The 19,616-nt window shown below is 73.8% G+C and carries 19 protein-coding genes; 13 read left to right on the plus strand and 6 right to left on the minus strand.

Features of this window, described 5'->3' with window-relative positions; translation table 11 throughout:
• Positions 1-34 precede the first annotated feature (34 nt).
• From ACFRAC_RS05335 to ACFRAC_RS05345, 3 genes are all read right to left on the minus strand, one after another.
• Positions 35-238 carry a hypothetical protein gene (locus tag ACFRAC_RS05335; RefSeq protein ID WP_382920967.1) on the minus strand — a complete coding sequence of 68 codons (204 nt, stop codon included), beginning with the start codon at positions 236-238 and terminating at the stop codon, positions 35-37.
• Positions 239-248: 10 nt separating this feature from the next.
• Positions 249-704 (minus strand): MarR family winged helix-turn-helix transcriptional regulator, encoded by a 456-nt coding sequence (locus ACFRAC_RS05340; protein ID WP_382920970.1) that lies wholly within the window; start codon positions 702-704, stop codon positions 249-251.
• Positions 705-773: 69 nt separating this feature from the next.
• A complete protein-coding gene (locus ACFRAC_RS05345) occupies positions 774-1,466 on the minus strand; it encodes a type 1 glutamine amidotransferase domain-containing protein (protein ID WP_382920973.1) in 693 nt (230 codons plus the stop codon).
• A 435-nt stretch (positions 1,467-1,901) separates the two neighbouring features.
• On the opposite strand from ACFRAC_RS05345, the gene ACFRAC_RS05350 reads away from it, so the two are divergent.
• From ACFRAC_RS05350 to ACFRAC_RS05385, 8 genes are all read left to right on the plus strand, one after another.
• Positions 1,902-2,951 carry an LLM class flavin-dependent oxidoreductase gene (locus tag ACFRAC_RS05350; protein ID WP_382920976.1) on the plus strand — a complete coding sequence of 350 codons (1,050 nt, stop codon included), beginning with the start codon at positions 1,902-1,904 and terminating at the stop codon, positions 2,949-2,951.
• Positions 2,952-2,976: 25 nt separating this feature from the next.
• Positions 2,977-3,447: an NADPH-dependent F420 reductase gene (locus ACFRAC_RS05355; protein ID WP_382920979.1), complete on the plus strand. Its 471-nt coding sequence runs from the start codon at positions 2,977-2,979 to the stop codon at positions 3,445-3,447.
• 29 nt (positions 3,448-3,476) lie between these two features.
• Positions 3,477-3,692: a hypothetical protein gene (locus ACFRAC_RS05360; RefSeq protein WP_382920982.1), complete on the plus strand. Its 216-nt coding sequence runs from the start codon at positions 3,477-3,479 to the stop codon at positions 3,690-3,692.
• 145 nt (positions 3,693-3,837) lie between these two features.
• Positions 3,838-4,602 (plus strand): SDR family NAD(P)-dependent oxidoreductase, encoded by a 765-nt coding sequence (locus ACFRAC_RS05365; RefSeq protein ID WP_382920984.1) that lies wholly within the window; start codon positions 3,838-3,840, stop codon positions 4,600-4,602.
• Between the two features lie 190 nt (positions 4,603-4,792).
• Positions 4,793-5,512, plus strand: coding sequence for an SDR family oxidoreductase (locus ACFRAC_RS05370; protein WP_382920987.1), 720 nt, complete (start codon positions 4,793-4,795; stop codon positions 5,510-5,512).
• Positions 5,513-5,756: 244 nt separating this feature from the next.
• The gene (locus tag ACFRAC_RS05375; RefSeq protein WP_382920991.1) at positions 5,757-6,518 is read left to right on the plus strand and encodes an HAD family hydrolase; all 762 of its coding nucleotides are present in this window, start codon (positions 5,757-5,759) and stop codon (positions 6,516-6,518) included.
• Entirely contained in the window at positions 6,515-8,911 is a 2,397-nt protein-coding gene (locus tag ACFRAC_RS05380) for a glycoside hydrolase family 65 protein (protein WP_382920994.1), read from the plus strand. Before ACFRAC_RS05375 ends, ACFRAC_RS05380 begins: the two co-directional genes overlap by 4 nt.
• An 84-nt stretch (positions 8,912-8,995) precedes the next feature.
• Positions 8,996-9,895: a universal stress protein gene (locus ACFRAC_RS05385; RefSeq protein ID WP_382920997.1), complete on the plus strand. Its 900-nt coding sequence runs from the start codon at positions 8,996-8,998 to the stop codon at positions 9,893-9,895.
• Positions 9,896-9,905: 10 nt separating this feature from the next.
• On the opposite strand, the gene ppk2 is transcribed toward ACFRAC_RS05385, so the two are convergent.
• Both ppk2 and ACFRAC_RS05395 read right to left on the minus strand, forming a co-directional pair.
• Positions 9,906-10,709, minus strand: a complete 804-nt coding sequence (gene ppk2 / locus ACFRAC_RS05390) for a polyphosphate kinase 2 (RefSeq protein WP_382921000.1) — start codon at positions 10,707-10,709, stop codon at positions 9,906-9,908.
• Between the two features lie 168 nt (positions 10,710-10,877).
• Entirely contained in the window at positions 10,878-11,234 is a 357-nt protein-coding gene (locus tag ACFRAC_RS05395; protein ID WP_382921003.1) for a DUF6479 family protein, read from the minus strand.
• Positions 11,235-11,328: 94 nt separating this feature from the next.
• Here ACFRAC_RS05395 and ACFRAC_RS05400 point away from each other — a divergent pair, with 94 nt between their 5' ends.
• From ACFRAC_RS05400 to ACFRAC_RS05420, 5 genes are all read left to right on the plus strand, one after another.
• Positions 11,329-11,709 carry a ferredoxin gene (locus ACFRAC_RS05400; protein WP_382921006.1) on the plus strand — a complete coding sequence of 127 codons (381 nt, stop codon included), beginning with the start codon at positions 11,329-11,331 and terminating at the stop codon, positions 11,707-11,709.
• A 106-nt stretch (positions 11,710-11,815) separates the two neighbouring features.
• Positions 11,816-12,991 (plus strand): acyl-CoA dehydrogenase family protein, encoded by a 1,176-nt coding sequence (locus ACFRAC_RS05405; RefSeq protein ID WP_382921009.1) that lies wholly within the window; start codon positions 11,816-11,818, stop codon positions 12,989-12,991.
• A gap of 72 nt (positions 12,992-13,063) precedes the next feature.
• Positions 13,064-13,906: an oxygenase MpaB family protein gene (locus ACFRAC_RS05410; protein ID WP_382921012.1), complete on the plus strand. Its 843-nt coding sequence runs from the start codon at positions 13,064-13,066 to the stop codon at positions 13,904-13,906.
• Positions 13,907-13,961: 55 nt separating this feature from the next.
• Positions 13,962-16,181: a tetratricopeptide repeat protein gene (locus ACFRAC_RS05415; protein ID WP_382921014.1), complete on the plus strand. Its 2,220-nt coding sequence runs from the start codon at positions 13,962-13,964 to the stop codon at positions 16,179-16,181.
• A gap of 53 nt (positions 16,182-16,234) precedes the next feature.
• A complete protein-coding gene (locus ACFRAC_RS05420; RefSeq protein ID WP_382921017.1) occupies positions 16,235-17,818 on the plus strand; it encodes a phytoene desaturase family protein in 1,584 nt (527 codons plus the stop codon).
• Positions 17,819-17,825: 7 nt separating this feature from the next.
• Here the strand turns inward: ACFRAC_RS05420 and ACFRAC_RS05425 are convergent, their stop codons facing one another.
• Positions 17,826-19,571, minus strand: a complete 1,746-nt coding sequence (locus tag ACFRAC_RS05425; protein WP_382921150.1) for a serine hydrolase — start codon at positions 19,569-19,571, stop codon at positions 17,826-17,828.
• Positions 19,572-19,616 lie beyond the last annotated feature (45 nt).

Below are 19,616 nucleotides of genomic sequence, written 5' to 3' on the forward strand. Positions count from 1 at the left end.
AGCGCCCGGCCCCTCGGGGTCCGGCGGCCCGCTCTCAGGACGATGGGCCCAGGTGCCGTCCCAGGTCGCGTTCGACGCCGTCCGGCCGCCGCAGCCCGGCGTCGCACAGCCGCTCGACGCGGGCGCTGTTCTCCGGAGGTCCCGAGGTGCGGAAGCAGGCGGCCAGGCAGGGGTGTCGCTCGTGACTGTGCCCGGCCGGGGCGCCCTGCCCCCACGACGGCACCCACGGGGTGACCACCGGGCGCCGGTCAGTCGCCCGCGGCGATGCGCTCCAGGTCCCGGGCGGCGGCGACGTCACAGCCCTCGAGACGGGAGAAGACATGCCGTCGCACGCTCGCCAGGTTGGTCGGCCAGGCCGGCTTCAGACGCTCCCAGCCCGCGTCGGTGAGGACCGCGAGCCAGGCCCGGCCGTCGTCCGGGCACTTCTCGCGGAGCACGAGCGACCGCGCCTCCAGACGCTTGACCACGCGGGTCAACCCGCTCAGGGACAGCCCGCGCACACGGGCCGGGTCGCTCATCCGCATAGGGTTCTCCGGGGCCTCGGAGAGATGCACCAGCACGGTGTATTCGCTGCCGGTGATCGGCCGTTCCCTGGCCATGTCCGCGTCGACGACGCGCGGCAGATACGCCATGACCCTTCCGAGGGCCCGGAGGAACGCCTCCTCGTCCTGATCGAGGGGCTTGATCGCCGTCGTATCCGCCACGGCCACAGTGCAATTGGGCACCGTGGACCGCCTGTCCCGACTGCGGGGCCGGGCCGCTCACAGGGCCCCCTACAGGGCCTTCAGCAGCTCGGACGCGAGCGCCCCCGCCGACGCCGGGTTCTGCCCCGTGTAGAGGTTGCGGTCCACGACCGTGTACGGCTTCCACATCTCGCCGCGTACGAAGTCCACGCCGAGCGCCTTGAGTTCGTCCTCCAGGAGCCACCGTGCCCGGGAGGCCAGCCCGACGGCGTTCTCCTCGTCGTTGGTGAACGCGGTGACCCGGTAGCCGGCGAAGGGGGAGACGCCGTGGATCCTGGTGGACAGCATGGAGGCCGGTGCGTGGCAGACGATGGCCAGTGGTTTGCCGGAGGCCAGGGCCGTGGTCAGCAGCCGTCCCGCGTCGGGGTCCTGCCAGAGGTCCTCCATCGGGCCGTGTCCGCCCGGGAAGTAGACGGCGTCGTAGTCCTCCAGCCGCGCGTCGGACAGCTGGATCGGCCGCCGCATCTCCTCCGCCGAGCGGATGATCCCCTCCAGTTCGACGGCGGTCTCCGCGCCGCCGGCCATGTCGGGGCGCAGGCTCATCATGTCGACGGTCGGGATCACGCCGCCGGGGGTGGCCACCGTGACCCGGTGGCCGGCGTCCGTGAACGCCTTGTAGGGGGCCGCGAACTCCTCGGCCCAATAGCCGGTCGCGTGCCTGGTCCCGTCCTTGAGTGTCCAGTACGAGGCCCCGGTCATCACGAAAAGCAGCTTCGCGCTCATGGTCACTCCCGCTGTCGCCGCGCGTTGTGAAGGGGGGCGCGCCACGCCCGCCTACGGAGCCATGGCCGCGATCCCCACTGCCCCATGCTGCTCTCGTTCCCCTTGGGGCGCACCCGGGGAGCCGTGCGCGGACACGCGGCGCTCCTGCCGGGGAACCCCCAACTGCCCGGCGCCAGAGGGTGTCCCGTCGGTCGGCCCGGGCTCCCGGCGGCTCGTGTTCTCTCAAGCCGTGCGGCCGGCTCGGTGCGGAGCGCCTGCGCGGTCTCGGTGAAGTCCCGCCGGATCCGCGGCTTTTCGGTCGTCGGGTGGGCCCGGCGTCGTCCGCCCGCCCCGCCCCCTTTCGTTTGACGCGTCAAGCATCCCAAGCAATACTTGACGTGTCAAGAAAAGCGATCCTGTGCCCGTCTTGCGCCCACCGCACACGAAGGAGCCCGCATGTCCGACCCGTACGACCCGTCCGCGCTCGTTCTCGGCCTCGACACGTTCGGTGACGTGCCCGTGGACGACTCCGGTGCCCTGCTCACCGACGCCGCGGCGATCCGGCAGGTCGTCGACGAGGCCGTCCTGGCCGACGGCGTCGGCGTCGACGTGCTCGCCGTGGGGGAGCACCACCGCCCCGAGTGGGCCGTGTCGACTCCGGAGACCGTGCTCGCCGGCATCGCCACGCGCACCGCCCGCATCCGCCTCTCCTCGGGGGTGACCGTCCTGAGCTCCGACGACCCGGTCCGGGTCTTCCAGCGGTTCGCCACCGTCGACGCGCTGTCCGGCGGGCGCGCCGAGGTCATCCTCGGCCGCGGCTCGTCCACCGAGTCCTTCCCGCTCTTCGGCTATGACCTCGCCGACTACGAGGTGCTGTTCGAGGAGAAGCTCGACCTGTTCGTGCGCCTCCTCGAGGAGCGGCCCGTCACCTGGGAGGGCACGGTGCGGGCCCCGCTCAGGGACGCCCAGGTCCTGCCCCGGACCGAGTCGGGGCGCCTCACCACCTGGGTCGGTGTCGGCGGCTCACCCCAGTCCGTCCTGCGCACCGCGCGGCACGGCCTCGCGATGATGCTCGCGATCATCGGCGGCCCCCCGGGGCGCTTCGTCCCCTACGTGGACCTCTACCGGCGCGCGACGGACCAGCTCGGCACCGCCGCCCACCCGGTCGGCATGCACTCGCCCGGTTTCGTCGCCGACACCGACGAGGAGGCCCGGGACGCGCACTGGCAGCCGTACCGGGAGATCCGCGACCGCATCGGGGCCCAGCGCGGCTGGCCCCCGCTGCGGCGCGCCGAGTACGAGGCCGAGATCGAGCACGGCTCCCTCTGCATCGGCTCGCCCGAGACGGTCGCCCGCAAGATCGCCGCCAACGTCCGCTCGCTCGGCGTGGGCCGGTTCGACCTCCTCTACACCGCGGGGGCGCTGCCCGTCAGCGCCCGGCTCCGCGCGGTCGAGCTGTACGGCACCAAGGTGATCCCCATGGTCCGCGATCTGCTGGCCGGCTGACCCGGACGGAACGGAAGGAGACCCGATGGACACGGATGTGCGCACGGTCGGCATCCTCGGCGCGGGCAAGCTCGGCACCGTGCTGGCCCGGCTGCTCGCCCTGGCGGCGGGCTTCCGCGTGCTGATCTCGGGGTCGGGCGAGCCCGGCGCCATCGCCCTCACCGTGGACGTCCTCGCCCCCGGCGCGGTCCCGGTCACCGCCGCGGAGGCCGCCTCGGCCGCCGACGTGGTGATCCTGGCCCTGCCCCTGGGCAGGTACCGGAGCGTCCCGGTGGAGGCGCTGCGGGGCAGGCTGGTGATCGACGCCATGAACTACTGGTGGGAGGCCGACGGCGTACGCGAGGAGTTCGGTGACCCGCGCCGTTCCACCAGCGAACTGGTCCAGGCGTTCCTGCCGGACTCGCGCATCGTCAAGGCGTTCAACCACATGGGCTACCGCGACCTGGAGGGCGGGGCCCGGCCGCCGGTGCCGCCGACCCCTCGGCGATCGCCGTAGCCGGTGACCGGCCGGAGGATCGTGCCGTGGTGGCCCGGCTGGTCCGGAGCCTCGGCTTCGACCCCGTCGTGGCGGGGACTCTCGCCGACGGGGTGCGGCTCCAGCCCGGCTCCGAACCCTTCGGCGCGTACGTCGGGGCCGGTGAACTGCGCGCCATGCTCGACCGGTTCCCGCGGACCGAACTCGGCCGTGCCGTGGGCCGGGCCCGCGCCGCCGCGTCGACGGCGTCCGGCGAGGCGGCCTGACTCCCCGGGGAATGGATCCGCGCCGGGCGGGGTTGAAGTTATTTGCTTGACGCATCAAGCAAAATGCGGCGGCTTGTTCCGAGCCACCGCATACCCCACCGCGTGGCGCACCCCCGCGCCGCGCGCCTCACTCAGGAGCAGTGCCATGGGAACACTCGACGGCAAGGTGGCGCTCATCACCGGCACCGCGGGCGGCATGGGCCGGGTCGCGGCTCTCGTCTTCGCCCGCGAGGGCGCCCGCGTCGTCGGCGCCGACATCCAGGTCGCGGCCAACGAGGAGACGGCCGGACTCGTCCGCCGCGCGGGCGGCGAGATGACGAGCATCGCCCCGGTCGACCTCACCGACGCGGACGCGGTGCGGCGGCTCGCCGACGAGGCCGCCGCGGCGTACGGCGGACTCGACGTGATCTACAACAACGCGGCCGTGCAGCGCTTCGGCCCGATGCCCGACTTCTCGGTGGAGGACTGGCACGCGACCGTCGCGGGCGAACTCCACATCCCCTTCCTCGTGTCGAAGTTCACCTGGCCGCACCTGGTCCGGCGCGGCGGCGGCGTCATCATCAACGTCGCCTCGGTGGCCGGTCTCGTCGCCGGCGCCACTCCTCCGATGGTCGCCCACACCGCCGCCAACGCCGGTGTCATCGGCATGACCCGGCAGCTCGCGCTGGAGGGGGCACCGCACGGCATCCGCGCGGTGGCGATCAGCCCCGGCCCGGTGCTCACCCCGGCCAGCGACCGTGACCTCGGCGACGACCGGGCCGCCCGGGACGCGATCACCGGCAAGACGCTCCTCAAGCGGTTCGCCCGCCCCGAGGAGGTCGTCGAACTCGCCGCGTTCCTCGCCTCGGACCGGGCGGGCTACATCACCGGCGCCGACTACGCCGTCGACGGCGGCGCGAGTGCCTGGTGACCCCCTGCGGTGCCCCGTGCCCGGGACGGCCACGTCCCGTTCCGGGCACGGGACCGCGGAGCACGGCCGGCGTCAAGTGGTGACGGCCGGTCGGGCGATATAGCTTCGGAGAGACCGCCACGGGCCGGCGAACCGCAGCGTGACCGATCGGTCGTCAGCCCGCGGGACCACATGCCGGGAAGGTGCACGCATGAAGGTGGAAGGGTCTGTCGCGTTCGTCACCGGAGCCAACCGCGGGCTCGGGGAGCAGTTCGTCCGGGCACTGCTCGGCGCTGGAGCCGCCAAGGTCTACGCCGGGGCCCGCGATCCCGCGAAGGTCACCGTGCCGGAGGCCGAACCGGTCGCCCTGGACATCACCGACCACGAGTCGGTCCTCGCCGCGGCCGACCTCGCCGAGGACGTCACCCTCCTCATCAACAACGCCGGCTCCACGACCAGGGCGCACATCCTCACCGCGGAACTGGACGCGTTCCGCACGGAGTTCGAGACCCATGTGCTCGGCACGCTCGCCATGAGCCGGGCCTTCGCGCCCATCCTCGGCCGCAACGGCGGCGGCGCCCTCGTCAACGTCCTCTCCGTGCTGTCCTGGGTGTCGATCGTCCCCAGCGCCGGATACGCCGCCGCGAAGTCCGCCGAGTGGTCGGTGACCAACGCCCTGCGGCTGGCCCTCGCGGGCCAGGGGACCCAGGTCACCGCCCTGCACGTCAGCTACCTCGCCACCGACATGGCGGCGACCGTGACCGGTCCGAAGGCCGACCCCGCGGAAGTGGCCCGCGCGACCCTGGAGGGCGTCGACGCCGGACTGCACGAGGTGGTCGCCGACGACGTCAGCCGGCGGGTGCGGGACGCGCTGTGCCAGGGGACCGAGGCGCTGTACCCGCAGCTGAGCGGCGGCCCGTCCCTGCTCTGACCCGCCCGGCCGCCGCACGGGACGTCCGGCCCATGGGCGGCCTGGTGGGGACAGGGCCAGGATCGGCGGGTAGCCGTGAGCGGATCCCACCGGACGCGGGACCGCCGTGACAGGGAGGTGAGGAGGCCGTGGGCCTCACGAACAGTGACACCGGCCCGGCAGGACACCGCTCCGACGGCCCACCGGCACCGCGTTCCCCGGCGGCCCGCCCTGACCCGCCGCTCGCCCGTCCGGGGCACCGGCCGTGACCGCCCCCGCCCCCGAGGGGTCCCTCGCTCCCGTCCTGAGGGACGTGGGGGCCGTCGTCTTCGACACCGACGGGGTGATCACCGACTCCGCGAAGCTGCACGCGGCGGCGTGGAAGGTGGCCTTCGACGACTACCTGCGCGCACATCCGCCCGGCGACCCCGCCGCGCGCCGCCCGTTCGACGTACGGGAGGACTATCTGCGCCACGTGGACGGCAGGTCCCGGCTCGACGGGGCCGCCGCCTTCCTCGCCGCGCGCGGCGTCGACGCCACGCCCGGGACGGTGCGGGCGATCGCCGCGGCCAAGGACCGCCTGTTCACCGACCGGCTCCGCGAGCAGGGCGTCGACGTCTACCCGGGGACCGTACGGCTGGTGCGGGAGCTGCGGGCGGCCGGAGTTCCCCGGGCCGCCGCCTCCGCGTCCCGGCACGCCGGGGAACTGCTGGGCCGGGCCGGCGTGCTCGACCTGTTCGACGTGCTCGTGGACGGGGGCGAGGCGGCCCGGCTGGGTCTCGCGGGCAAGCCGGAACCCGACCTGTTCCTGGAGGCGGCCGGCCGGCTCGGCGTGCCCGCCGGACGGGCCGCCGTCGTCGAGGACGCCCTGGCGGGCGTGGAGGCGGGGCGCAGCGGTGGCTTCGCCCTGGTCGTCGGCGTGGACCGGGCGGCCGGCGCGGACACCGCCGCGCGCCTGCTGCGGCACGGCGCCGACATCGTCGTCCGCGACCTCGGGGAACTGTGCGCGGGAGGAGAGCCGAAGTGACGGACGTGGGCAGGGACGCCGAGGCGGACGGCTGGAGCTGGGAGTACGAGGGATACAAGGCCGCCGACGAGAGGCTGCGGGAGTCCCTGTGCACGCTCGGCAACGGCTACTTCGCCACTCGGGGCGCGCTCCCCGAGTGCGACGCCGACGACGTCCACTACCCGGGGACCTACGTGGCGGGCATCTACAACCGCCTCACCTCGGAGGTCTCGGGCCGCAGGGTCGAGAACGAGGACATGGTCAACGTCCCCAACTGGCTCCCGCTGCGCTTCCGCCTCCCCGAGGGGAACTGGATCGACCCCGACTCCGCCGACGTGCTGGAGCACCGGCAGGGCCTCGACCTGGCCGCGGGCGTGCTGGAGCGCCTGACCCGGTTCAGCCTCGACGGCGGACGTATTCTGACGGTGCGCCAGTGGCGTCTGGTGCACATGGCCGACCCCCATGTCGCCGCGCTGCGCACCGAGTTCACGGCCGAGGGCCCGGCCGGTCCGCTGGAGGTCGAGGCGGCCCTCGACGGGGGAGTGACCAACTCCGGCGTGGCGCGCTACCGGGACCTCGACGGCCGTCACCTCACCCACGTGCACGGCGGCAGCTCCGCCCCGGACACGGTGTGGCTGCGCTGCCGCACCCGCACGTCCGACGTCCGGATCGGCCTCGCCGCCCGGCTGAGCGCCGACGCCCCCGTCACGGTCCGCCGCGAGACGTCCCGCATCGTCCAGCACGTCACGCTCGACCTGGCGCCCGGACGCCCCGCCACCGTGGACAAGACCGTCGCCCTGCACACCTCCCACGACCCCGCCATCAGCGATCCCCTGCACGCGGCCGCCGACCGCGTCGCCCGCTTGCCCGGATTCGACGCGCTGACCGCCACGCACCGGATCGCCTGGGGCCAGTTGTGGCGCCGCGCCGAACTCGACGTGCCCGGCGAACCCGGCCGCATCCTGCGGCTGCACCTCTTCCACGTCCTGCAGACCCTCTCCCCGCACACCGCCGACCTCGACGTCGGCGTCCCCGCGCGCGGCCTGCACGGCGAGGCCTACCGCGGCCACGTCTTCTGGGACGAACTGTTCGTCCTGCCCTACCTCAACCTGCACTTCCCGGAGGTCTCCCGCGCCCTGCTGCACTACCGCCACCGGCGCCTCGAACAGGCCCGCACCACCGCCGCGCGGGCCGGCCGGCGCGGCGCGATGTACCCGTGGCAGAGCGGCAGCGACGGACGCGAGGAGACCCAGCAGCTCCACCTCAACCCTCGCTCGGGACGCTGGCTGCCCGACCACTCCTGGATCCAGCACCACGTCGGCTCGGCCATCGCGTACAACGTGTGGCAGTACTGCGAGGCGAGCGGCGACACGGAATTCCTGCACACCAAGGGCGCCGAGATGCTGCTCCAGATCGCCCGCTTCTGGGCGGACATGGCGGAGTACGACGACGCCTTGGGCCGGCACCGCGTCAAGGGCGTCGTCGGGCCCGACGAGTACCACGAGGCCTACCCGGACGCCGACATCCCCGGACTCGACGACAACGCGTACACGAACGTCACCGCGGCCTGGGTGCTCGCCCGCACGCTCGACCTCATGGACAGCCTGCCCGAGCCGCGCCGCCGTGAACTCGCCGAGCGGACCGCCCTGGACGGCGGGGAGCTCGAACGCTGGCAGGAGGTCTCCCGCACCCTGCACGTCCCCTTCCACGACGGGGTCGTCAGCCAGTTCGAGGGCTACGGCGACCTGTCCGAACTGGACTGGCACGGCTACCGGCAGCGGTACGGCGACATCCGGCGGCTCGACCGGATCCTGGAGGCGGAGGGCGACACCGTCAACCGCTACAAGGCGTCCAAGCAGGCCGACGTCCTGATGCTCGGCTATCTGTTCTCGCCGTCCGAACTGGGCGCGCTGTTCCGCAGGCTCGGGCACCGGATGGACGAGGACGTGTGGCGGCGCACCGTCGAGTACTACCTGCACCGCACCAGCCACGGTTCCACCCTCAGCGGCCTCGTCCACGGCTGGGTGCTCGCCCGGTGCCGGCGCAGCGAGGCGTGGACGTTCGTGCAGGAGGCACTCCAGGGCGACATCGCCGACGTCCAGGGCGGCACCACCGGCGAGGGCATCCACCTGGGCGCCATGGCCGGCACCCTCGACCTCGTCCAGCGCGGGCTGACCGGCCTGGAGACCCGCGACGGCGCCCTGCGCCTGGACCCGGTGCCGCTGCCCGAGCTGTCGTCGTACGGTTTCTCGCTGCGCTACCAGGGCAACTGGGGTGTGCGGCTGCGGCTGGAACGCGGCCTGCTGGAGGTCGCGGTGCCGTCCTCCGACATCTCACCGATCACCCTCCGCCTGCCGGACCGCGAGGTGTCCGTCGAGCCCGGTGACACGGCCCGGCTGGCCCTCCCCGGCTGACGCGCCGGTCCGCGGCGGCCGGGCCGTGCGGGACACCGGCCGCGGGGCGACCCTGGAAGAGCGGGGGAGCGGCCCGGGAAGGGGATGACCATGGACGGTGCCGACCCAGTCGTGGTGGGCGTGGACGGGTCGCCGTCGAGCCTCACGGCGGTGCAGACCGCCGCCCGCGAGGCCCGCGCGCACGGTGTGGCCTTGCGCGTGGTGCACGCCTTCGGCAGGCCGCCCGCGCGCATCCCGGCCGGGGGCCGCCCCTGGCAGCCCGCTTCGACGGCCGGTGTGCACCAGCTCATCGACGGCACGCTCGGCGAGGCCGAACAGCGCGCCCACACGGCGGCCCCCGGCGTCCAGACCACCCACGAGGTCGTCGTCGGCCACCCCGTCGAGGTGCTGGAGATCGAGTCGCGCACCGCGTCCATGGTCGTCGTCGGCAGCCGGGGCCTGAGCCGGTTCGGCTCCCTGATGGTCGGGTCCACCGCCGGGCACCTCGCCGCCCACGCCTCCTGCCCGGTCGTCGTGGTGCGCGGCGGCCCCCGGCCGGCCGGGCCGCCGGTCCTGCTCGCCGTCGACGGCTCGCCCGCCGCCCGCGACGCCGTCGAGTTCGCCTTCTCCCAGGCGTCCCGGCACGGCACGGACCTGGTGGCGCTGCACGTGTGGAACAACCGGACCGAGCGCGCCTACGCCTCACCGGCCGACCCGCCCTTCGTCACGTACGACGAGGGCCGGCTGCATGACGAGGAGGAACGGGTGCTCGCCGAGGCGCTCGGCGGACTGGGCGACCTGTACCCGGACGTGAGAGTCGAGCGCAGGCTGGTGCGCGGCCGGGTCCGGCACACCCTGATCGCGGCGGGCGCGGACGCCGGGCTGCTCGTGGTCGGCGCCCGCGGCCGGGGCGGTTTCACCGGTCTGCTCCTGGGCTCGGTCAGTCAGGCCGTCCTCCACCACGCGCCGTGCCCGGTCGCCGTCGTCCGCGCCCGCCCGGCCTGAGCGCCCGGCCCTACAGACCGGCGGCGTGGTCCGGGACGTAGGTGCGCAGTTCGCGCGGCGGGCGCCGGTAGCCGGTCGACTCCGGCCGCTCGGGCATCTCGATGACCGGCGGGGGGACGTCGTCGTAGGGCACGGAGCCCAGCAGGTGGGCGATCATGTTCACCCGGGCCCGGCGCTTGTCGTCGCTCTCCACGACGTACCAGGGCGCCTCGGTGATGTCGGTGTGGACCATCATCTCGTCCTTGGCCCGCGAGTAGTCCTCCCAGCGGGTGATCGACTCCAGGTCCATGGGGGACAGCTTCCAGCGGCGCAGCGGGTCCTCCAGACGCCGCCGGAACCGCTCCTGCTGCTCCTCGTCGCTCACCGAGAACCAGTACTTGCGCAGCAGGATGCCGTCCTCCACCAGCATCCGCTCGAACAGCGGGCACTGCCGCAGGAAGAGCTCGTGCTCCTCCTTGGTGCAGAACCCCATGACGTGCTCGACGCCCGCGCGGTTGTACCAGCTGCGGTCGAACAGGACGATCTCACCGGCGGCCGGCAGATGCTCGATGTACCGCTGGAAGTACCACTGGGTGCGCTGCCGCTCGGTCGGCCTGGGCAGCGCCGCGATCCGGGCCGCCCGGGGATTGAGATGCTCCGTGACGCGCTTGATGGTGCCGCCCTTGCCCGCCGCGTCCCGGCCCTCGAAGACCACGACCAGCCGGGCCCCCTCGGCCCGCACCCACTCCTGGAGCCTCACCAGCTCCGTCTGCAGCCGCAGCAGCTCCTTCTCGTACGTCTTGCGCGCCAGCTTCCCCGTCTTGCCGCCGGACATGGCGCCTCCCCACTACCCGATCCCGGACACCGGAACAGCACCGTACTGAGCGGGATCACCGAGCGCACGCCGGGGCCGGCCGGTGTGGCGCACGACGACGGCGCGGACCCCGGGCATTCCTGGGGTCCGCGCCGATCCCTGGGACGAGCGCGCCGGACGGGACGGGTGTCAGCCCGAGCCGCCGCCGCCGAACGAGCCGCTGCGGCCCTCGTCCCAGCGGCGCCGTCCCTTGGAGGAGCTGCCGCGGGAGGAGACGTTGCCGCTGCCGGGCATCTCGTGCGGGGTCGTGCGCTGGTCGCTCCGGGGCACCTCGTCGGGCTCGCGGTTCTCCCGGATCTCGTGGACCGGGCCGTCCGCGGGCAGCCGCGGCTGTTCCTCGGGGCGGGGGCGGGGCGGTTCCCGGCGCTTGGAGCGCACCCCCAGGGCGAAGGCGCCGATGAGCAGCGCCACGAGGACCAGGCCGACCACGGCCAGTCCGATACCCAGGGCACCTTCTGCGGCGATGTCCGTCGATGCGATGTTCATGGCCGGCGTATACCCCCGGAACCCCGCGTGAACCAGGCGGGTGCCGACGCCGGGCGCGGGTTTGACGCCGGGCGGGCGGGGCTACCCGGCTCCTGTGACCACGGCATCGCAACAAGAACTCGTCCGGTTCCTGGAGGACCGCTTCACCTGTGCGCAGGCCTGCACGGAATGCGCCCGGGCCTGCGCCCTGCGTGCCAGCCTCGTCGACCCGGACGGGGTCGACGACCACGAACTGCTGCGCCGCAAGGGCATCCTGTGCGCCGAGGTCTGCGACGCGACCTGCCGGATGCTGTCCGACCAGGGCCACTTCGACAAGGACGCCGAGGACACGCTGCGCATGCAGCTGGAGTGGACCCGCACGGTCTGCCTGGAGAGCGCGCACGTCTTCGAGCGGCACCCGGAGGCGGAGGAGACCGCCCTGGCCTGCCGTGCGTGCGCCCGGGCGTGCACCGACTTCATGGCGCTGCTCGTCTGAGACCCGTCCCCCGCGCGGATCGCGGACCCTCCTCGCCATTCCCTATTTCTGGAACACGTTCTACGGTGTGCGCCGTCAGGACCAGCCCTGGGAGCCTGGAGGCGCCGTGCACCTCGCATACACGCCCGAGCAGCAGCGGCTGCGCAGCGAACTGCGCGCCTACTTCGCCGGCTTGGTGCCGGACGCCGCCACCCCGTTCGGCGACCCGGCCGCCCAGAAACGGCACTACCGCGCCACGATCCGGCGGCTCGGGGCGGACGGCTGGCTCGGCGTGGGCTGGCCCGAGGAGTACGGCGGACGCGGACTGACCGCCGTCGAGCAGTTCATCTTCTTCGACGAGGCCGCGCAGGCCGGCGTCCCCCTGCCGCTCATGGCGCTCAACACCGTCGGGCCGACGATCATGCAGTACGGCACGGACGAACAGAAGGCGTACTTCCTGCCGAGGATCCTCTCCGGCGACATCGACTTCGCCATCGGATACAGCGAGCCCGAGGCCGGCACCGACCTTGCCGCCCTGCGCACCCGCGCGGTCCGCGACGGCGACCACTACGTCGTCGACGGACAGAAGATCTGGACGACCAACGGCGACACCGCCGACTGGGTGTGGCTCGCGGTGCGCACCGACCCGGACGCCCCGCCGCACAAGGGCATCACCATGCTCCTGGTGCCGACCGCCGACCCCGGCTACTCCTGCACCCTCATCCACACCCTCGCCTCCCACGACACCACGGCCAGCTACTACGAGGACATCCGCGTCCCCGTCTCCCGCCGCGTCGGCGAGGAGAACCAGGGCTGGCGCCTGATCACCAACCAGCTCAACCACGAACGCGTCACCCTCGCCGCCCACGGCACCATGGCCGTCCGCGCCCTGCACGACGTCCAGCGCTGGGCCATGGAGACCAAGCTCGCCGACGGGCGCCGGGTGATCGACCTGCCCTGGGTGCGCCGCCGCCTCGCGCAGACCCACACCCGGCTCGACGCCCTCAGGCTCCTGAACTGGAAGATGGTCAGCGCCGTCGAGGACGGCAGCCTCACCCCGCAGGACGCCTCCGCCGTCAAGGTCTACGGCTCCGAGGCCCGCCGCGACGCCTACGCCTGGCTGATGGAGGTCGCCGCCGCGCCCGGCGCCCTGAAGGAGGGCTCGGCGGGCGCCGTCCTGCGCGGCGAACTGGAACGCGGCTACCGCTCGGCGGTCATCTTCACCTTCGGCGGCGGCAACAACGAGATCCAGCGCGAGATCATCGCCTGGATCGGGCTGGGGATGCCGCGGGTACGCCGTTAGAAGATGTCTCGTCGATCACGTCGGACGCCGCGAGCCCGGGATGGGCGGCGGGAGATCCCCTACCCTGCCGGTATGGGCGATCCCGGGCTGTTCACCCCGAACTCGGTCACCTGGCAGCTGCACGGCGACCCCATGATGTGGGTCGCCGGAATCCGCGCCCTCTACCTCCAGGCGCTGCACCCGCGCGCGGTGCGCGGCGTCCTGCAGAACTCCGACTTCCGCCGGGACGCCTGGGGCCGGCTGCTGCGGACCGCCGACTTCGTCGGCACCACGACCTACGGCACCACCGAGGCCGCCGAGAAGGCCGGTGCCCGGGTCCGGAAGATCCACCGCATGCTGGGCGCCACCGACCCGGACACCGGCGAGCGGTACGGCGTCGACGAGCCCGCGCTGCTGCTGTGGGTGCACTGCGCCGAGATCGACTCCTACCTCCAGGTCGCGCGCCGCTCCGGCTTCCCGCTCACCGACGCCCAGGCCGACCGCTACATCGCCGAACACCGGGTCGCCGCCCGCCTGGTGGGCCTGGACCCCGAAGGGGTGCCGGGCGACCAGGAGGAGATGGCGGGGTACTTCGAGACCGTGCGGCCCGAGCTGTCCTGCGGGCCCGAGGCACGCGTCGTGGACGACTTCCTGCTCCGTCCGCCGACGCACCCCCTCCTCGTCCCGGCGCGCGAGGTGCTGTGGCGGCGCGTGGCCCGGCTGGCATACGCCGCTCTGCCGCCGTACGCCCACGAGCTGTACGGACGGCCGGCCCCGGAACCCGCCGTCGTCACCCGCCGGTTGCGTGCCACCGGCACCGTGCTGCGCTGTGTTCCCGCACGTCTGCGCTGGCAACTCCCGCCCAAACACATCCTGCGCGCCATGGACCGGCTGGGCCCCGGCGCCCGCCCGGCACCGTACAAACTCGGACGATAGCTCGCCATACTGGACGAGCCGGGAGGGTGGACCATACGGGGGGCGAGCGCGGCAGATGGGGGAAAGCAGGCTGATCCAGGGCCGGTACCGGCTGCTCGAACCGATCGGGCGGGGCGGTATGGGCGAGGTCTGGATGGCACGGGACGAGTCACTGGGCCGGCGCGTCGCCGTCAAGTGCCTCAATCCGCTGGGGCCGCACCACGACCCGTCCTTCATGCGGGTCCTGCGGGAGCGGTTCCGCCGCGAGGCCCGGGTCGCGGCCGCGCTCCAGCACCGCGGGGTCACGGTCGTCCACGACTTCGGCGAGTCCGACGGGGTGCTGTTCCTGGTGATGGAGCTCCTGGAGGGCCGCAACCTCAGCCAGCTCCTGGAGGACAACAAGCACCATCCGCTGCCCGTCGCGGACGTCGTCGACATTGCCGAGCAGGTAGCCGCCGCCCTCGCCTACACCCACCAGCAGGGCATCGTGCACCGCGACCTGAAGCCGGCGAACATCATGCGCGTCGCAGACGGCACCGTGAAGATCTGCGACTTCGGCATAGCGCGCCTCGCCCACGACATCGGGTTCACCTCCCGGCTCACCGGCACGGGCGTGGCGATGGGCACCCCCCACTACATGTCGCCGGAGCAGATCGGCGGCGAGGAGGTCGACCAGCGCAGCGACCTGTACTCCCTGGGCTGCGTGCTGTACGAGATCGCCACCGGCGTCCCGCCGTTCGACCTCGACGACCCCTGGGCGGTCCTCGTCGGCCACCGCGACACCCCGCCCCGGCCCCCGCGCGGCCACCGCGCCGACCTCCCCGAGTACCTGGAGAAGGTCATCCTGGAGCTGCTCGCCAAACGCCCCGAGGAACGCCCGCGCGACGGAGGCGAACTGGGCCGCCGCATCAGCCTCGGCCGCACCACACCGGCGTACGTGCCCACCGTGGTGACCGCGCGGCAGGGGACCGGGCCCGAGCCGCCCGCCGGCCGCGCGTCGCGCCTGCCGTCCTGGACGCGGGGCATGACCACCGGCCACAAGGCCACCGGCACCGGACCGCGCAGCACACCCCCCGACGCGGCCGCCGGTCTCACCGGCGAATGGATCCCGCGGCCCTCCGGCGCCACGGGTGCGCCGCCCGTCGCCTCGGCGGCAGCGCTGACCGCGCTGGCCGGACGGCATGGCGCCGGGCTGAGCCTGGGCCGCCTCGGCCGCTGGACGGAGGCCCGCGAGGTGCACCGGGCGGTGGCCGCCGAACGCGAACGCCTCCTCGGCCCCGACCACCCCGACACCCTCGCCAGCCGCTACGAACTCGCCTTCACCCTCAGCCGGACCGGCCGCGCCGCCGACGCGCTGCGCGAGTACAAGCACGTCGCTCGCTCCCGCAGCCTCGCGCTCGGCGCGGACCACCCCGACACGCTCGCCGCACGCCAGGAGATGGCCTACGTACTGGGTCAGTTGGGCCGGCACGTCGACGCGCACCAGGTCTACACGTCGGTGCTGGCCGACCGGGAGCGGGCGATGGGCGCCGACCACCCCGACACCCTGCGCTGCCGCCACAACCTCGCGTTCAACCTCAGCAGACTCGGCCGCCTGGAGGACTCCCACCGCATGGCCGAGGAGGTGGCCGCGGCCCGCGCCCGCGTCCTCGGCCCGCACCACCCCGACACCCTGGTCACCCGCTACGAGGTCGCGTACGCGCTGGGCCAGTTGGGACGTTGGACCGAGGCGCTGGAGACCTACCGCGAGGTCGCCGACGCCCGCGCCCACGCCCTCGGCCCGGACCACCCGGACACCCTCGCCGCCCGCTACGAGGTCGGCATCAGCCTCGGCCGTCTGGGCCGCAGCGCGCAGGCGCTCCAGCTCTACCGCGCCCTCGTCGACGACCGCACCCGGGTCCACGGCCCCGCCCACCCGGAGACCCTGCGGGCCCGCCACGGCCTGGGCGTCAACCTGGGCCGGCTGGGCCGCTGGGAGGAGGCGCTCGCCGAGGCCCGCGACGTCTGCGCGATCCGCGAGCGGGTCCTCGGCGTCGACCACCCGGACACCCTGGTCAGCCGTCGCGAGGTGGCCGTCGGCCTGGGCTGGCTGGGCCGCTGGCCGGACGCGCTGTCCGCGTACCGGCGGGTGGCCGCCGCCCGGGAACGGGTCCTGGGCGCCGACCACCCCGACACCCTCGCCAGTCGCAACGACGAGGCCCACTGCCTGGAGCAGCTCGGCCGCGCCGCGGAGGCGGCCCAGCTCTACCGCCGGGTCGCGGTGCTGCGGCAGCGTCGGGTGTCCGAGGGCCGGTGACCCGGACCACCCGGGCTCTGGCCGTAATGGATCACCCCGTGTTACCAAGGACCATGCCCGCACTCGACGCACGCCCAGGACACCGCACGTACGACGCCGTGATCGTCGGCGGGGGCCACAACGGCCTGGTCGCCGCCGCCTATCTGGCCCGGGCCGGACGGTCCGTGCTGGTGCTGGAGCGGTTGGGGACCACGGGCGGGGCCGCCGTGTCCACGCGCCCCTTCGCCGGGGTCGACGCCCGGCTGTCGCGCTACTCGTACCTGGTCAGCCTGCTGCCCGACAAGATCGTCCGGGATCTGGGGCTGAGCTTCCGGGTCCGCAAGCGGGACGTCTCCTCGTACACGCCGGTGGAGCGGGCCGGACGTCCGACGGGGCTGCTGGTCGGCGGCGGAGCGGAGCGCACCCGGGAGGCGTTCGCCCGGCTGACCGGAGGCGACCACGAGTACGAGGCATGGCAGCGCTTCTACGGCATGACCGGCGAGGTCGCCCGGCGCGTGTTCCCCACCCTCACCGAACCCCTGCCGACCCGGGACGAGCTGCGCCGGCGGGTGGCGGACGACGACGCCTGGCGGATGCTCTTCGAGGAGCCGGTCGGGGTGGCGATCGAGGAGCGGTTCACGGACGACCTGGTGCGGGGCGTCGTCCTCACGGACGCCCTCATCGGCACGTTCGCCGACGCCCACGACCCCTCGCTGAAGCAGAACCGCTGCTTCCTCTACCACGTGATCGGCGGCGGCACCGGTGACTGGGACGTCCCCGTCGGCGGCATGGGCGCGCTCACCGACGCCCTCGCCGCCGCGGCCCGCGCGGCCGGCGCCGTCCTGGTCACCGGCCACGAGGCCGTGCGCATCGACACCGACGGGCGTACGGCCGAGGTCGCGTACCGCACCGCGGAGGGCGACGAGGGCGTCGCCGCCGCCCGCCACGTCCTGGTGAACGCCTCCCCGCAGGAGCTGGCCGCCCTCACCGGGGACCCGGCCCCGGCGCCCGCCGAGGGCGCCCAGCTGAAGGTCAACATGCTGCTGAAGCGGCTGCCCCGGCTGCGCGACACCTCCGTCGACCCCCGTGAGGCGTTCTCCGGCACCTTCCACATCGCCGAGGGATACGGCCAGCTCGCCGCCGCCCACGCCCAGGCCGCCGCCGGGGAGCTCCCCACCGCGCCGCCGTCCGAGATCTACTGCCACTCGCTCACGGACCCGACGATCCTCGGGCCGGATCTCGTCGAGCAGGGCTACCAGACGCTCACCCTGTTCGGCCTGCACACCCCCGCGCGGCTGTTCGAGCGGGACAACGACGTGGTCCGCGAGGATCTGCTGAAGTCGACGCTGGCCCAGCTGGACGCCCACCTCGCCGAGCCGCTCGCCGACTGCCTGGCGACCGACGCGGACGGACGCCCCTGCCTCGAGGCGAAGACGCCCCTCGACCTGGAACGCGACCTGCGTCTGCCCGGCGGGAACATCTTCCACCGGGACCTGTCCTGGCCGTACGCCGACGAGGCGACCGGCCGCTGGGGCGTGGAGACCCGCCACCCGAACGTCCTGCTGTGCGGGGCGGGGGCCGTGCGCGGGGGAGGGGTGAGCGGGGTGCCGGGGCACAACGCGGCGATGGCGGTGCTGGAGGCCGGCGACGCGTCGTGAGGGAGGGTCAGTCGGCCGAGGCCGTCCAGCCGGTGGCCGTCAGCCGTGCGGCGTCCGCGGGCCGTGACGCGTCGAACAGGACTCGGTGGGATCCCTCGACCCGCAGCCCGTCCACGTACGCGCCCCGGCCCACGTAGAGCCGGTCGGTGGTGTAGCGCCAGCGCACCCGCAGGGCGGGGTCGGCGGGCAGTGGCGCGGCCAGCCGGTGCCAGGCCCGGCCCGACCAGCCGGTGGCCGTGCCCGCGGGATGCTCCTGGGGCCCGTCGCCCTTGCGTGTGGTCGTGAAGGGCAGCGGCTGCCAGGTGGCGCCCTCGTCCGTGGACGCCTCCAGCGCGAGGACGTCCGCCGCCGGCTCGGTGTCCCACCACACCGCGCACGTCAGCCGCGCGCCGCCGCGCGAGGTGTCGAGGGCGGGGAGCGCGAGGGTGGCGGTCGTGGCGGCGGCCATCCCCGAGAACCACGCGGTCCGGCCGTGGGCCGCGCGCACCGGCACCGCGCGCGCCAGGTTGTTCCCGGCGGCCACCCGGGGCGCCGAGCCGGACCGCCAACCGCGCACCGGGTGCACGGAGTTGCCGAGGACGACGAGGAAGGAGTCGGTGGTCGGGTCGAGGACCAGCGAGGTGCCCGTGAAGCCGGTGTGGCCGGCTGTGCGCGGGGTGGCCATGGCGCCCATGTACCAGTGCTGGTAGAGCTCGAAGCCGAGGCCGTGCTCGTCCCCGGGGAACGCGGTGTTGAAGTCCGTGAACATCAGCTCCACGGAGTCCGGCGCCAGGATGCGCGCCCGGCCGTAGGAGCCGCCGTCGAGCAGGGTCCGGCCGAGGACCGCGAGGTCCCAGGCGGTGGAGAACACCCCGGCGTGGCCCGCGACGCCGCCGAGGCTGAAGGCGTTCTCGTCGTGCACCTCGCCCCATACGAGCCCGCGGTCCAGACCGGACCACGGCGTGCGGGCGTCCTCGGTCGCCGCGATCCGCGGCTTCCAGGAGGCGGGCGGGTTGTAGCGGGTGTGGCGCATCCCGAGCGGGCCGGTGATCTCGTCGTGGAGCAGGGTGTCGAGGGTGCGGCCGGTGATCTTCTCCAGGACCAGCTGGAGGGAGATCAGGTTGAGGTCCGAGTAGAGGTAGGTGCCGCCCGGCGGGTTGAGCGGCGTCTCGTCCCAGATGAGCTGGAGCTTTCCCTCGTGGGTGGGCGCGCTGTAGAGCGGGATCCAGGCCCGGAACCCCGAGGTGTGGGTGAGGAGCTGACGGATGGTGATGTCCTGCTTGCCGGCCCGCCCGAAGTCCGGGAGGTAGGAGGCGACCGTTGCCTCCAGGCCGAGCGCGCCGCGTTCGATCTGCTGGACGGCGAGGATCGAGGTGAACAGCTTGGAGACCGAGGCCAGGTCGAAGACGGTGTCCTCGGCCATCGGTATCTGCTGGTCGGCGGGGAACTCCACGCCGGTGTCGGTCTTCTCGTCGTACGCCTGGTAGCGCACCGCCATGCCGATCGGCTCGTGCAGGGCGACCGTGGCGCCGCGACCCGCCAGCAATACCGCGCCCGCGTACCAGGGGTGCTTCGGGGAGGGGCCGAGGAACGCCTCGGCGTCCGTGACGAGCCGGCGCAGCGCGGAGGACAGGAGGCCGGCGCGCTCCGGGGAGCCGTGCCGCAGGGTGCCGGCGTGGCCTGTCGCGGCGGCCGCGGGCAGGGCCGGGAGAGGGGCGAGCGCGAGAGCGCCGCCCAGGGCCATGACGACCCTGCCGAGTTGACGCCGCGTCATCCTCGCGTTGTCGTCCGTCACCGAGGTCCTCCCACCGTCCGGCTG

It is taken from the genome of Streptomyces sp. NPDC056628, assembly GCF_042792555.1.
Classification (GTDB): Bacteria; Actinomycetota; Actinomycetes; order Streptomycetales; family Streptomycetaceae; genus Streptomyces.

Excerpts from the sequence above, each read along its gene's own strand:
- ACFRAC_RS05350 (WP_382920976.1), top strand. The coding sequence starts at position 1,902 with ATGTCCGACCCGTACGACCCGTCCGCGCTCGTTCTCGGCCTCGACACG.
- ACFRAC_RS05415 (WP_382921014.1), top strand. The coding sequence starts at position 13,962 with ATGGGGGAAAGCAGGCTGATCCAGGGCCGGTACCGGCTGCTCGAACCG.
- ACFRAC_RS05425 (WP_382921150.1), bottom strand. The coding sequence starts at position 19,571 with ATGACGCGGCGTCAACTCGGCAGGGTCGTCATGGCCCTGGGCGGCGCT.
- ACFRAC_RS05395 (WP_382921003.1), bottom strand. The coding sequence starts at position 11,234 with ATGAACATCGCATCGACGGACATCGCCGCAGAAGGTGCCCTGGGTATC.
- ACFRAC_RS05410 (WP_382921012.1), top strand. The coding sequence starts at position 13,064 with ATGGGCGATCCCGGGCTGTTCACCCCGAACTCGGTCACCTGGCAGCTG.
- ACFRAC_RS05365 (WP_382920984.1), top strand. The coding sequence starts at position 3,838 with ATGGGAACACTCGACGGCAAGGTGGCGCTCATCACCGGCACCGCGGGC.
- ACFRAC_RS05370 (WP_382920987.1), top strand. The coding sequence starts at position 4,793 with ATGAAGGTGGAAGGGTCTGTCGCGTTCGTCACCGGAGCCAACCGCGGG.
- ACFRAC_RS05355 (WP_382920979.1), top strand. The coding sequence starts at position 2,977 with ATGGACACGGATGTGCGCACGGTCGGCATCCTCGGCGCGGGCAAGCTC.
- ACFRAC_RS05385 (WP_382920997.1), top strand. The coding sequence starts at position 8,996 with ATGACCATGGACGGTGCCGACCCAGTCGTGGTGGGCGTGGACGGGTCG.
- ACFRAC_RS05345 (WP_382920973.1), bottom strand. The coding sequence starts at position 1,466 with ATGAGCGCGAAGCTGCTTTTCGTGATGACCGGGGCCTCGTACTGGACA.
- ACFRAC_RS05420 (WP_382921017.1), top strand. The coding sequence starts at position 16,235 with ATGCCCGCACTCGACGCACGCCCAGGACACCGCACGTACGACGCCGTG.
- ppk2 (WP_382921000.1), bottom strand. The coding sequence starts at position 10,709 with ATGTCCGGCGGCAAGACGGGGAAGCTGGCGCGCAAGACGTACGAGAAG.